Genomic DNA, 13,317 nt, shown 5'->3' with positions numbered 1-13,317 from the left:
TGTTCAGGTGAACGCTGGCGAGCCTCGGCAATTACCCAGGGGCTCGCGCTCGGTCAAGGCTGCCTCGCGGGAATTTCTCGCAGCGCGTGCTCGCCTGTGCTCGTGCGGACCCTGGCATAGCGTCAGATGGCCGCGAGATCGACCCGAACGCGGGCAGCGCAGCGCGACCTGGTGGCGACGCCTTGATTTCGGCGTCCGCCCTTGAGACTCACGGCGCGCTGGGCTACGGGGTGGCGCCTTGTACGCGACAGGCACCCGACCCATGCTTCGCCTTCTCGGCCGCTGGCTGCGGCTCGTCTGGCTCGGCCTCTTCCTGGTGTTCGTTGCAGTAGCGGCGATACGGCCCCGGCTCGCGGCAGCTCAGGTGCCCGGAGGTGCTCCGGGCGCGCAGCCGCCCCGGGGCGGCGCCACGCCTGCGGCCCCGGCCAGCGCTGCGCAGCCGCCCGCGCCGGCCGACGCGACCGTGGGAGCCCAGCCTGGCGCCGGTACACCTGCGCAGGTCGCCGCCGACGCCGTCGAGCCGACGATCCATCTGGCGCCCACGGAGGCCGAGCTCGCTCGGGGGCAGCCGGTCGTTCAGGTCGCCATCGCCGGCAACCGGCGGGTCTCGACCGAGGACGTGCTCGTCTACCTCGGGCAGACGCGGGTCGGCAGGCCGTTCACCCCCGAGGGGCTGGCGCGCGACGTGCGCGAGCTCTGGGACTCCGGCCTGTTCGACGACGTCGAGGTCGACCTCACGCGCCGCGACGACGGCGTGAGCCTGAGGGTGCTGGTCCGCGAGCGCCCGAGCATCAAGGCCATCGAGTTCTCCGGCAACAAGGAGATCGACAGCGAGGACCTCACCGAGGCGCTCTCGGTCGAGATCAAGACCGGCACGATCCTGAGCTACGCGGCGATCCGGCGTGGCGTGCAGAAGCTCCGCGACAAGTACGCCGAGGAGGGCTTCTTCCTCGCCGAGGTCAGCTACGAGGTCAAGCCGGAGCGCGAGAACCAGGTCACCGTCAAGTTCACGATCAAGGAGCACTCGCCGGTCACCGTCCGGCGCATCACGTTCATCGGCAACCAGAACATCTCGGACGAGGAGCTCCGGGAGGTCATGATCACGGGGCAGGGGGGCTTCTTCGCCTTCGGCACCGGCGGTCCGTTCCGCCAGGACGCGTTCGAGCGCGACGTCCTCGTGATCAACGCGCTCTACTACGATCGTGGCTTCCTCGCGGCGCAGGTCGCGACGCCCAGGGTGATGCTCACGCCCGACCGCACGGGCATCGAGGTCACGATCACGATCAACGAGGGGCCGCGCTTCCGCATCCGCTCGCTCCGCGTCTACGAGCGCGACGCCGACGGCCGCGAGATCGAGCCGCTCGGCGGGCGCCGCGCGCTGCGCGAGATGGTGCGGGCCAAGCCGGGCGACTGGTTCAACCGCGCCGAGCTCGCGAAGGATCTCGGCGCGATCCAGACGCTGTACCGGGACGCCGGCTACGCCAACGTCGAGGCGTCGCCTGACACCCAGCTCGACCCGGACAGGCGCGAGGTCGACATCACCGTCGGCATCCGCAGAAACCAGCTCGTCTACTTCGGGCGCATCGAGATCCGCGGCAACACGAAGACGCGCGACAAGGTGATCCGCCGCGAGATGGAGGTGGAGGAGCGGCGGCTGTTCAGCGAGACGAAGCTGGAGCGATCGAAGCAGCGGATCACGGCGCTCGGCTACTTCGAGCGGGTCGACATCTCCACCGAGCAGGGCGACGACCCGCAGCACATCAACGTCAACGTCGATATCGGCGAGAAGCCGACGGGCACCTTCCAGATCGGCGCGGGCTTCTCGAGCGTCGAGAACTTCATCGCGACGGCGCAGGTCCAGCAGGCGAACCTGCTCGGGAGCGGCCAGTCGCTGTCGCTCCAGGCGCAGATCTCCGGATCGCGGCGCCTCATCGACGTCCGCTTCTTCGAGCCGTACCTGTTCGACAGCCCGTTCTCCGCGGCGGTGAGCGTCTACAACCAGCTGCGGACCTACACGGAGTTCTCGCAGACCTCCACCGGCGGCTCGCTCACGCTCGGCTACCCGCTCATTGAGCCGGAGCTGCGCGCGCAGCTGACCTACACCCTGGAGAACGACGAGATCTCGTCGGCCACGAACACCGGCCTCGGCACGGCAGAGGAGCGCGCCTCGTTCCAGCGGCTCCCGCTCTACAACCTCTTCAACGCCGGGCTCACGTCGAGCATCCGACCTGCGCTCACCTTCGACACGCGCAACAACCAGCTCTTCCCGACCTCGGGCATTTACCTGCAGGGCTCGGTGGAGCTCGCCCACAGCGCGTTCGGCAGCGAGAACGAGTTCCTGCGGTACCGCGCCACGGGGAGGTTCTACTACCCGATCACGGACAGCCTCGTCCTCAAGCTGAACACCGAGGCCGGCATGGTGACGAGCCCCAACCCGCAGGGCGTGCCGATCTTCGCCCGCTTCTTCCTGGGCGGCATCCTCGACGTGCGCGGCTTCGAGATCCGGGACATCGGCCCGCGCCTCCCGCTCCGCGAGTCGCTCGATCCGAACTCGCTGCCCATCGCGAACGGCGCGAACATCGGCGGCAACCTGATGTACTACCAGAACCTCGAGCTGGAGTTCCCGATCCTCGAGGCCGTTCAGATCAAGGGCGTCGTCTTCACGGATCTGGGCAACGCCTGGAATCTCGAGAAGCTGTACTGCAACGCCGCGCCCGCATCGCCGCACGACGTCACGAACCCGTGCTTCTCGGCCGAGCGCCTCCTCGACGTCCGCACCTCGTGGGGATTCGGGCTCCGGTGGTTCTCCCCGCTCGGACCGCTGCGCTTCGAGTGGGGCTTCCCGTTCAAGCGGCTGCCCTACGAAGAGACGTACAAGTTCGAGTTCAACATCGGCAACTTCTTCTGAGCCCCCGGCCAGCGGGCGCAGCAGGGACGTGCGCGGCTCCCCGGGGGGGGCTGACGGAGGCTGGTGCGCAGCCGGGCGGGCCCTGCCCCAGAGCGTCCTGGATGGCGCGCAGCGGGCGTCGTGGCCGCTGGAGGGCGGATCGGCGCCGGGCGGATCGCCGTGGAGTCCGGGGGCAGCGGTTGCTCGTCGGGGGCGCCGCTGTTAGGTGGAGATCCATGCGCCCGGAGCACAGCTCGATGGGGTTCCCCAAGCCAGGCAAGGCCCTGCTGGGGATGATGATCGCGATCGGCTGTATCTGGGTGATGTTCACCCTGGGCCTGAACTGGGGGGGCGCCGGCGAAGGCGTGCTCGAGCCGTTCCTCGGCATCAGCGAGAAGGTGCTCCACGGTCAGGTGTGGCGGCTGCTCACCGCGCCGCTCGTCCACAACCCGAGCGATCCCTGGCACTTCGTCACGACGCTGCTCGGCCTGTATTTCCTCGGCGCCTCGCTCGAAGAGCGCTGGGGAGCCAGACGCACGCTGGCGTTCCTGTTCGGCTCCGCCGCCTTCGCGTTCGCGCTCCAGGTGGTGGTGGGCGCGCTCCTCCCGAAGGTGGCGCGGCCGGTCTTCTACGGCGGGCTCGGAATGATCGAGGCGGTCGCCGTCGCGTGGGCGCTCGCGCACCGACATGCCACGGTCCGCCTCTTCTTCGTCCTCCCCGTGACGGGCACCATGCTGCTCGTCTTCATCTTCGGGATCTCGGTGCTCAACGTGATCGCCATGCGCGCGCCCCCCGAGGGGCTGATCACGCCGTTCGGGGGCATGCTCGCGGGGTATCTCTTCGGCGACTTCTCCCCGCTGCGCCGCTTCTACCTACGGATCCGCTTCCGCCAGCTGCAGGCGCAGTCCGCCGCGCTCCGCCGCGTCCCTGCGGCGCGCGGCCGCTCCGGGGGCGTCCCGCTGAGGGTCATCCCCGGCGGCCAGAAGGACCCCCCGAAGGACAAGCGCTACCTCAACTGAAGGGGTCGCGCGGCGCCCCGCCCCGGCCGCGCTCCCAGGTGTTCAGGGCGTGGCGCACCGGCGGAGCTCTTCGAGCGTCTTCGCGCGGGTAAGGCAGCCGAGCTCGCCGGGGTCCACCTTGCTCCCGGCGAGCTCCCGCTTGCAGTCGGATGTCCACTCCGACGAGAGCCTCTCGCCTTCGCTGTCGATCACCACGGAGGCTTTCCCCGGGCCCCCTGGAGCGGTGGACCCCACCCGCTTTGCCTCCGCTGCCCACGCGGCGCGCATGCCCTCGCCGATCGTGCGGCAGTCTTCTTCGGACATCGTCTTGGTGCAGCCGCCGAGGACCGCGCTCGCGAGCACGAGGAGGGCCACGGCGGCGCGCTGCTCGCCGAGCGAACGGCTGCCCACGCGAGCGCGTGCTTGGCCAGCGAGAGGCCAGCAGCGCGGCCTGCGCGGGAGAGCTGCCTTCATTGGGCGAGCAGGCCAGCCCACGGACTAGCTGTCGATGAAGCTCTTGAGCTGCTTCGAGCGGCTGGGGTGCCGGAGCTTGCGGAGCGCCTTCGCCTCGATCTGCCGGATGCGCTCGCGCGTGACCTCGAAGTCCTGACCGACCTCTTCGAGCGTATGGTCGCTCTTCTCGCCGATGCCGAAGCGCATCCGGAGCACCTTCTCCTCGCGCGGCGTCAGCGTCTTCAGGACCTTACGGGTCTGCTCCGCGAGGTTCATGTTGATCACGGCCTCCGCGGGCGAGATCACGCTCTTGTCCTCGATGAAGTCGCCAAGGTGCGAGTCCTCTTCCTCGCCGATGGGGGTCTCGAGCGAGATCGGCTCCTTCGCGATCTTCAGGACCTTGCGCACCTTGTCGAGCGGGAGCTCCATCTTCTCGGCGATCTCCTCGGGGGTCGGCTCGCGGCCGTACTCCTGCACGAGGTAGCGCGAGGTGCGGATCAGCTTGTTGATCGTCTCGATCATGTGGACCGGGATGCGGATCGTCCGCGCCTGGTCCGCGATCGCGCGGGTGATCGCCTGCCGGATCCACCACGTCGCGTACGTCGAGAACTTGTAGCCGCGCTTGTACTCGAACTTGTCGACGGCCTTCATGAGGCCGATGTTCCCTTCCTGGATGAGGTCCAGGAACTGGAGGCCGCGGTTCGTGTACTTCTTCGCGATGGAGACCACGAGGCGGAGGTTCGCCTCGACCAGCTCCGCCTTGGCGCGCTCCGCCATCCGCTCGCCCTCGCGGATGTTCTCGTAGGTATCGCGGATCGCAGCGACGTCGATGTTGAGCTCTTCCTCGACCTTCTTCAGGCCCTTCTGGGCGTTCTTGATGGTCGATTCGAAGTCGTTGAGCTCCTCGCGGTTGACGTTGAGCTTCTTGGCGAGCCGCCCCTCGAGGGCGCGGTTGCCCTTCACCTTGATGAGCTCGCGCTTGAGCTCGCCCTTCGAGAGCCCTGTGCGCCGCTCCAGCTCCGTCGCGCCCGCCTCGGCCTTCTCGACCTTCGAGATGAGGCTCTTCAGCTTCTGGACGATCTTGTCGATCGTCCGCTTGTTGAGGCGCATCTCCTCGAGCGTCGTCACGAGCTCGGCTGTCGCCTGCGTCACCTCGACGTCGATCTGCTTGCGGCGGACCTCCGTCTTCACCTCTTTGCGCTCCTCCAGGAGCTCCGCCTTCTTCTTGTCGACGCGCTTCACCTTGTCGATGAGGCGGATGATGCGCCGGTCGGCCTCCTCCTCGTCGAACTCCTGGTCGTCGTTCTCGGCGTCCTTGATGAGCTCCTTCACCCGGATCTTGTGCTTCCGGAGCTTCTCTCCGAGATCGATGATCTCGCGGACGGCGATGGGGGAGTCGAGGATGGCGGCGTTGACCTTCTGCTCGCCGATCTCGATCCGCTTCGCGATCTCGACCTCGCCCTCGCGGGTGAGCAGCGAGACGCTGCCCATCTTCCGGAGGTACATCCGGACGGGGTCGTTCGACTTCGAGTAGTAGTCGACGTCCTCTTCCTCGCGATCGGGCGTGACGACGAGCTTCTTCTCGCCCGCCTCCTCGTCCGCGATGCGCTTCGGCGCGATCTTCACCTGGGTCGCGCCGTCGACGATCTCGATGTCCTCGTCGCCGAGGGCGCCCACCACGTCGTCGAGCTGATCGGGCGCGACGTCCGCGGGGAGCGCGTCGTTCACCTCGTCATAGGTGAGAAAGCCTTTGCTCTTGCCGGTTTCGACGAGCTTTTCGAGCGTCTTCCGGTCCTTCTCTGACCGCTCGGCCCGGATGCCCGCGTCTCCTTTATTGCTTGGGCGTGCCCCCCCCTCGGCGTGCCCGCGTGTCGATGCGTGCCGCGCGCCGTTCAGCGCGCCGCCCCCCGCCGCCCTCGCGACCCCGCCTGCCCGACCGGAAGATTGCTTGGCCTTGCTCGCCATTACCTCATGCTCCACTTACGGCGATCAGCTCGCCGCGACCGACAAGACACCCAATGACTCCGATAAACTCTAGGGATCACGCACGTCGAGTCACCACGGCGAGGCGACCCGGAACGCATCAAGGAAGACCGAGACCCCCCGCTCTTCGCTGGAATAGCTCACGCAGCAAAGCGTTTTCAGCATCAGCGTCGACGGCGCTCTTCTGGAGCTGGCTCACGACGGCTGCTTTTTGTCGCGCCAGGGCTTGTCTGCTCAACTTTTGTGAATTCTCCAAGAGCGTCGCCTTGGCCGTTGAGGCCGCTTCGAAGACAGGCGAGACCAGCCGTCCAGCCGCGAATGAATGGATCGGAGCCGGGACTTGCGCAAGAAATTCGCTGGCGGCAAGACCCATTTCAAAAGTGAAATTGTGACGCGCCGCAACAATCGCCAGGGCGACGTCGCCTTCGAGGCACTCCAGCGCCGTCTGGAGATCGTCGTCGGCCAGCAGCTCGGGGAAATCGAGGATCGCGCCCAGGATCTCCAGGCTTACCTCCTGGATTTGCGTGCGTGAGCGAGCGCGCTCCCACGTCTCGGTCGTCTGTCCGGAGGGGATCACCTCGCGGGTAGGCTGGCTCCGCGGGCGGGAGAGGGACTCCTCGACGACGCGCTCCAGCTGCCGGAGGTCGTCCGGTGAGCGGCCGCCGATCACGAGCTTCGAGGAGAGGCGATCGGCGTAGAGCTTCGCCATCATCCTGAGGTTCGGGTCGTCCTCTTCGGCGAGCAGCGTCGTCACGGCGCGCACGCGGGCGAGCTGCTCGGGCAGCGACGAGCCTCCGAAGCTGTCGCCGGCGAGCGCCTCGTCGATCAGGTGCTCGAGCAGGCCGCGCGCCGCCTTGACGATGCGCGCGATCGCCTCCGGGCCGTGCTTGCGCGCGAGGTCGTCCGGATCGACGCCGGAAGGCAGCACGGCGACGCGCGCGCTGAGCCCCGCCTCACGGCACGGGGCGCGCGCCGCGCGCGTGGCCTTCTTGCCGGCCGCGTCGCCGTCGAACAGCAGGATGACCGCGGGCGCGAAGCGCTTGATGAGCTTCGCCTGTCCGGGCGTGAAGGCGGTCCCGAGCGGAGCGATCGCCTGGCCGATGCCGCGCGCGTGGAGCGCGACGACGTCGAAGTTGCCTTCTACCAGGATCGCCTCGCCGCGCTGACGGATCGCCTGGCGCGCCTGGTGCAGCCCGAAGAGGTGCTCGCCCTTCGTGTAGATCGGCGACTCGGGGCTGTTGATGTACTTCGCTGGCGCGCCGTCGGCCTGCGGCGCAGGGCCGGTGAGGCCGAGCGACGAGAGCTCGGAAGGGCTGGGATCGGGCAATGCGCGTCCGCTGAACGCGATCACCCGGCCCATCACGTCGGTGACGGCGAACATGAGGCGGTGCCGGAAGCGGTCGTAGTGTCCGCTCCCCGACGAGCGCGGTACGAGGAGCCCGACGCGCTCCGCGAGGACCGGGGAGACGCCTTGCTGTCGCAGGTACGTGGAGAGCCCGTCCCAGCCGAACGGGGCGTAGCCGATCCGGAACGCCTGGAGGGCGTCGGCGATCGGATCGGTGGCTCCATCGCTGTCGCGGAGGGGCAGGCCGCGCCGCTCGAGCTCCTCGTGAGCGTGGCGCGCGAGCGGGTGAGGGGCGCTGCCCGGCCCCCCGCGGAGGCTGTGCTCGAAGAACGTCGCGGCGAGGTGGTTGACGGCGTAGAGGTCGTCCTTCGACCTGCGCGCCGCCTTCGCCTCGCGCCGCTCGGCCTCGGTCAGCGACTCCGCCACCTCGATGCCGGCGCGCTCGGCGAGCGCGCGGACCGCCTCGGCGAACGTCCGGCCTTCGAGCTTCATCACGAAGTCGATGGCGCTGCCGGTCTCCTTGCAGCCGAAGCAGTGGTAGAACCCGCGGTTCGGGCTCACGTGGAAGCTGGGCGTCTTCTCCTTGTGAAAGGGGCAGAGCCCGGTGAAGGAGTGCCCTCGGCGGGCGAGGCGCACGCTTTCGCCGATGAGCGCTACGAGATCCGTGCGCTCTTTCACGAGCGCGATCGTCTCCGGAGAGATCATGGGCTGCCTTGGGGGCTCCGTGCGTGCGGGGCCCGCAGATCGTTACGGGTGGACTCAGACGGCGTGGCGGCGTCCGCGCCAGCGCCTCGGCGGTACGGGCGGCTCGCGAAGCGGGAGACCCCCCAGTCCCTCGCGGCCTGTGTGGAGACAAGTGTCCTGTGCGGCGGCCGCACGTGCAAGGCGGTAGCCGCCAGAGACGTCACTTAGGATCGGGGAACGGAGAGCCGGGCTTCTTGTGGTCCGTCAGGCTCTCGTCGGGCTGGGAAGCCTCGACCATCTCGTCGACCGGCGGCGCCTCGGCGTGCTCGGCCAGGAAGCGCGTGTCTTCGCGGACCATCGGAGGGGGCGGATCGCCGATGAGCTCGAGCTCGGTGGCGAGCCACTGCTCCTCTTCGATGAGCGCCCGGCGGCGCGGATCAGTCAGGTCGCCTTGCCAGTGGTCGAGCTCGGTGTCGACCTCCTTGAGCCGGCGGCGCACCCTCACGACGTCGACGTCGTCCTTCACCGCGAAGCGCTCGGTGAGGAGCAGCGCGGTGTCGCCGGCGACCTCGACGAAGCCATGATGGACGGCCAGCCGGTGCTCCTGACCGTTCTGGTGGTAGGTCACGAGGCCGGTCCGGAGCGCGGCGAGCAGCGGGAGGTGACCCGGGAGCACACCGAACTCGCCGGCGACGCTCGGCGCGGTCACGTCCGTGACCTGCTCGCGCAGCGCGACGCCGGTCGGCGTCACGATCTCGAGGAGGATTGTGTCGGCCATGGCTGCGTCAGGACGCCCTCTGCGACGCCTTGGCCTTCACGTCCTCGATGCCGCCCACCAGGTAGAAGTCCTGCTCCGCGACATGGTCGAGCTTGCCCTCGAGGATCTCCTCGAAGCCCGCGATCGTGTCCTTGAGCGGCACGAGCTTGCCCTCGAGCCCGGTGAACTGGGCGGCCACGAAGAACGGCTGCGACAGGAACTTCTGGATCTTGCGGGCGCGCGCCACGACGAGCTTGTCGTCCTCGCTGAGCTCGTCCATGCCGAGGATGGCGATGATGTCCTGGAGGTCCTTGTAGCGCTGCAGCGTCTGCTGAACGCGCCGCGCGACGGAGTAGTGCTTCTCACCGACGATCTGGGGGTCGAGCATCGTCGAGTTCGAGTCGAGCGGATCGACGGCCGGGTAGATGCCGAGCTCCGAGATCGCGCGCGACAGCACGGTGGTCGCATCGAGGTGGGCGAAGGCCGTGGCCGGCGCGGGGTCGGTCAGGTCGTCCGCGGGGACGTAGATCGCCTGGACGCTGGTGACGGAGCCCTTGGTCGTCGAAGTGATGCGCTCCTGGAAGGCGCCCATCTCCGTCGAGAGGGTCGGCTGGTAACCGACGGCGCTCGGGATGCGTCCGAGGAGCGCGCTCACCTCGGAGCCGGCCTGGGTGAACCGGAAGATGTTGTCCACGAACAGGAGGACGTCCTGCCCCTCCTCGTCGCGGAAGTGCTCGGCCACGGCGAGCGCCGAGAGCGCGACGCGGGAGCGAGCGCCCGGGGGCTCGTTCATCTGGCCGTAGATCAGCGCGGCCTTCGAGATGACGGGGCTGCCGTCCGCGAGCTTCGACTCGCTCATCTCGAGGAAGAGGTCGTTGCCCTCGCGCGTCCGCTCGCCGACGCCGGCGAAGACCGACACGCCGCCGTGCGCCTTCGCGACGTTGTTGATGAGCTCCAGGATGAGCACCGTCTTGCCGACGCCGGCGCCGCCGAAGAGGCCGATCTTGCCGCCCTTGCGGTAGGGGGCGATCAGGTCGATGACCTTGATGCCCGTCTCGAAGACCTCGACCTTGGTCGACTGCTCGATGAACGGGGGCGGCTCCCGGTGGATCGGCGCCACCTTCTTGGCGTGCACGGGCCCGGCTTCATCGATCGGCACACCGACGACGTTCAGGATCCGGCCGAGGCACTCGTTGCCGACCGGCACCATGATGGGCTTGCCCGTGTCGCGGACTTCCATCCCGCGCACGAGGCCGTCGGTGGAGTCCATCGCGATCGTGCGCACCGACGACTCGCCGAGGTGCTGGGCGACCTCGAGCACGAGGTTGTCCGGCTCAGCCGAGATGCTCGGGTTGCTCAGCTTGAGCGCGTTCAGAATCTTGGGCAGCTGGCCAGCCGGGAAATCGACATCGACGACCGGTCCGATGACCTGGGTGATCTTTCCAACAACCATGGAGCGGGAGCCCTCCTCGTACGTGCTTTGACGAGTCGCGGGGCCCACTAGCACGGACCTGCGCGTCCGACTAGTGCCGTCTGCCAGAAATTCTGCGGGATTTTTGACAGCCGCGTCGCTGCGGACGCGCGGCATTGGGCGTGTTTTTCGGTCGCTAGGCTCCGTACGCGAGGTCGGGGCGCAACGTTCATCCGCGCTCGCTCACCGGCGCTGGCGAGGGGGGCGCCCGCGCGCGGCGGGCGCTCAGCGTCCTCTGGAGGCGGCGATCCGCGCAAACGCCTCCACGCTGAGCGTCTCGCCGCGAGCGTCGAGCGAGATGCCGGCGTCCTTCGCGTGCCGATCGAGCTCCTGGGAGGACCAGCCATAGAGGTTCTTCCAGGCGTTCCGGAGCGTCTTGCGGCGCGCCGAGAACGCGGCGCGCACGGCCGCGCGGAAGGCGTCCGTCTCCTCGGCGCGCCGCGGGCGCCACGGCGTCAGCACGACGACCGCCGAGTCGACCTCGGGCCTCGGGTAGAACGCGCCGGCGCGCGCGATCAGGAGGCGGCGCACGTCGAACGCGGCCTGCACGAAGACCGAGAGCGCGCCGTAGTCGGCGCTGCCCGGGGCGGCGACCAGGCGATCCGCGACCTCGAGCTGCACCATGAAGACCGCGCGATCGATCTGATGCGCGACGGTGGTCGCCTGCTCGAGGAGCCGGCCCGTGATGTGGTACGGGAGGTTGCCCGCCACCGCGTGCGGCCGCGCGTGGCCGGAGAGCGCGCCGACCCAGTCGACCTGCGCTGCGTCGGCCTCGAGCAGCGTCAAGCGGCCTTCCTCGATCGGCCCAGCGAGCTGCTCGCGCAAGATCGGGACGAGGTCGCGATCGCGCTCGATGGCGACGACGTGCGTGGCGCGATCGAGGAGCGGCCGCGTGAGCGCGCCGAGCCCTGCTCCGATCTCGATCACCGCGCCGCCCTCCGTCGTCGTGGCCGCCTCGGCGATCCGGCGCGCCGCATCGACGTCGACGAGGAAGTTCTGCCCGAACCCCTTCTTCGGGGAGAGACCGCGTGTGCGCAAGAGCTCTGCGATGGCCATCGCCCGTCCTCAGATCTGCGGTGGGTGCGCCCCGTCGTGGGCTACGTCTGCGGCTCTGCTGGGCGCTGCCGCCGCGCGCAGCCGCACCACGCGCACGCCGACCTTGCGGAGCACGGCTTCGCGGCGGGTCTGAGCCACCCGCGCGCGGATGAGCACCGCCTCGGCCGCGATCGGCGCGAGCTCATGGAACGCCTTGTTGGACGGCGTGGGGCCGCTCTGCCCCTCGTCGCCGTCGCTCTCCTGCGGTCGCGGCGCCTCCCAGGGAGGCCCGAGCCCTGGCTCGAGATCCGGGAGCGTCCACACCACGTGAACAGCCTTGCGCGAGAGCCGACGCACGGCCTCCGAGAGCTGGCCCAGCTGTGCGTCGGCCGGAGGCGACGCGAGGACATAGACCATGCTCGCGCGCGGCTTGACGCGCGCGATGTGCGTGAGCGACTCGGCGACGGCCACGGCGGGATCGCGCCGATCCGGCTCGGCGCGCGCGGGCGACTCGATGCCGTAGCTCGCGAGGTAGCGGCGCAGCGTCCGTTCGCGCTGCGAGCGCCCGAGCGGCGCCGGCGCCGAGAACGGCGCGCGCGCGCGCATCGACTCCGCGCGGGCCGCCAGCCGGTCGAGGTCGCCGCGGCGCAGGTCGTCGAGGCCGCGCGCGTCGAGCGGCCTGAGGTGCTCGATGACGCGCGCCGCGACGTCCGCCTCGTCGAGCTCGCTCCGATCCGCGTCATACGTGCCGCACCCGACGGTGAGCGCCTGCGCGATCTTGTGGCCATGCCCTGGGCCGTGATCCGGCGCGATCGTCACGCGCGGGCCGGGGGCCAGGACGATGAGCCCGACGCGATCGCCGCGCCCGAGGTGCCTCGTCGAGATGGCCGCGGCCTCGTCGATCATGAGATCGAGCGGAGCGCGGCCGAGCGGGCCCGCCCAGAGCTCCACGGCCGCGTCGACGAGGACCCAGACCACATCCCGCTCCTCGCGCTCGAACTCCCGCACGAGCAGTGTGCCCCGGCGCGCGCTCGCCTTCCACGCGATCTTCCGGAACGGGTCCCCCGGCTGGTGCTCTCGCAGCTCGCGCAGATCGTCTCCTTCGCCGCGTATGCGCCCGGGCTTGCCAGAGGCAGCGAGGAGGTGACTGCGTCCTCCGCGCGGCTGCGTCAGGTACGGCATGAAGGGCCGCGGGAGCACCTCGATGCCATACGGGTTCGCGAAGGTCAGGGGTACCTCGAAGAGGCCCGGGGCGCCGTGTACCTCGAGCGCGAGCCCGTGGAGCCCGTGCTGGCCGACGCGCGGCGTTCGCACGATGACCTTCACCTTGAGCCGACCCGAGGCGGAGACTTCGCCGCGGTTTGGCTCGATGCGCACGTCGAGCTGCGACGAGGCGATCGTGCGCAGCTTGACGTAGCGAGCCGCGAGGGTGTCGCGGTTCCGAACCTCGGCCTCGATCTCCACGGTGCCTCCGCGCGCGGAACGGAGGATCCGCCGCGAGCCGCCCCAGAGCATCTCGAACCCAGCCGCGCGGATGCGCGCCACCGACACCAGCGTCACGCCGCGGGCGAGCGCGATCGCGACCAGGATCGCCCCGCCCCAGCCGACGATCGCCGGCTCGCGCGCGATGAGCCCGGCGCCCATGACCGCGACGCCGGCGATGGCCAGGTGGGCGGCGGTGCGCGTGGGGTAGAGCTGCATGCG

Annotated in this window: 9 protein-coding genes; 2 read left to right on the top strand and 7 right to left on the bottom strand. The window is 69.4% G+C overall.

Going from position 1 to position 13,317, the window contains the following annotated elements; translation table 11 throughout:
• Positions 1–262: 262 nt before the first annotated feature.
• Entirely contained in the window at positions 263–2,908 is a 2,646-nt protein-coding gene (gene bamA / locus WMF46_RS24255) for an outer membrane protein assembly factor BamA (protein WP_437987758.1), read from the top strand.
• A 215-nt stretch (positions 2,909–3,123) separates the two neighbouring features.
• Positions 3,124–3,906, top strand: coding sequence for a rhomboid family intramembrane serine protease (locus WMF46_RS24250; RefSeq protein ID WP_437747864.1), 783 nt, complete (start codon positions 3,124–3,126; stop codon positions 3,904–3,906).
• A 42-nt stretch (positions 3,907–3,948) separates the two neighbouring features.
• On the opposite strand, the gene WMF46_RS24245 is transcribed toward WMF46_RS24250, so the two are convergent.
• The 7 genes from WMF46_RS24245 to WMF46_RS24215 form a co-directional block, all read right to left on the bottom strand.
• Positions 3,949–4,296 carry a hypothetical protein gene (locus WMF46_RS24245; protein WP_437987757.1) on the bottom strand — a complete coding sequence of 116 codons (348 nt, stop codon included), beginning with the start codon at positions 4,294–4,296 and terminating at the stop codon, positions 3,949–3,951.
• 87 nt (positions 4,297–4,383) lie between these two features.
• Entirely contained in the window at positions 4,384–6,303 is a 1,920-nt protein-coding gene (rpoD, locus tag WMF46_RS24240; protein WP_437301468.1) for an RNA polymerase sigma factor RpoD, read from the bottom strand.
• Positions 6,304–6,421: 118 nt separating this feature from the next.
• Positions 6,422–8,371, bottom strand: a complete 1,950-nt coding sequence (gene dnaG, locus WMF46_RS24235; protein WP_437987756.1) for a DNA primase — start codon at positions 8,369–8,371, stop codon at positions 6,422–6,424.
• Positions 8,372–8,570: 199 nt separating this feature from the next.
• A complete protein-coding gene (gene atpC / locus WMF46_RS24230; protein WP_012237077.1) occupies positions 8,571–9,128 on the bottom strand; it encodes an ATP synthase F1 subunit epsilon in 558 nt (185 codons plus the stop codon).
• Between the two features lie 7 nt (positions 9,129–9,135).
• Positions 9,136–10,560, bottom strand: coding sequence for a F0F1 ATP synthase subunit beta (gene atpD / locus WMF46_RS24225; RefSeq protein WP_437987755.1), 1,425 nt, complete (start codon positions 10,558–10,560; stop codon positions 9,136–9,138).
• 243 nt (positions 10,561–10,803) lie between these two features.
• On the bottom strand, positions 10,804–11,634 hold the full coding sequence (rsmA, locus tag WMF46_RS24220; RefSeq protein ID WP_437555130.1) for a 16S rRNA (adenine(1518)-N(6)/adenine(1519)-N(6))-dimethyltransferase RsmA: 831 nt from the start codon (positions 11,632–11,634) through the stop codon (positions 10,804–10,806).
• Between the two features lie 9 nt (positions 11,635–11,643).
• A complete protein-coding gene (locus WMF46_RS24215; protein WP_437987754.1) occupies positions 11,644–13,314 on the bottom strand; it encodes a DUF58 domain-containing protein in 1,671 nt (556 codons plus the stop codon).
• Positions 13,315–13,317: the final 3 nt, after the last annotated feature.

It is taken from the genome of Sorangium sp. So ce117 (genome assembly GCF_051524395.1).
GTDB classification, from domain to species: Bacteria; Myxococcota_A; Polyangia; order Polyangiales; family Polyangiaceae; genus Sorangium; species Sorangium cellulosum_B.
The sequence above is the reverse complement of the archived record's forward strand: the minus strand, read 5'-3'. Positions and strand labels throughout refer to the sequence as shown.

Coding starts and splice junctions, on each gene's coding strand:
- atpC (WP_012237077.1), bottom strand. CDS start 9,128: ATGGCCGACACAATCCTCCTCGAGATCGTGACGCCGACCGGCGTCGCG.
- rpoD (WP_437301468.1), bottom strand. CDS start 6,303: ATGGCGAGCAAGGCCAAGCAATCTTCCGGTCGGGCAGGCGGGGTCGCG.
- WMF46_RS24215 (WP_437987754.1), bottom strand. CDS start 13,314: ATGCAGCTCTACCCCACGCGCACCGCCGCCCACCTGGCCATCGCCGGC.
- dnaG (WP_437987756.1), bottom strand. CDS start 8,371: ATGATCTCTCCGGAGACGATCGCGCTCGTGAAAGAGCGCACGGATCTC.
- rsmA (WP_437555130.1), bottom strand. CDS start 11,634: ATGGCCATCGCAGAGCTCTTGCGCACACGCGGTCTCTCCCCGAAGAAG.
- bamA (WP_437987758.1), top strand. CDS start 263: ATGCTTCGCCTTCTCGGCCGCTGGCTGCGGCTCGTCTGGCTCGGCCTC.
- WMF46_RS24250 (WP_437747864.1), top strand. CDS start 3,124: ATGCGCCCGGAGCACAGCTCGATGGGGTTCCCCAAGCCAGGCAAGGCC.
- atpD (WP_437987755.1), bottom strand. CDS start 10,560: ATGGTTGTTGGAAAGATCACCCAGGTCATCGGACCGGTCGTCGATGTC.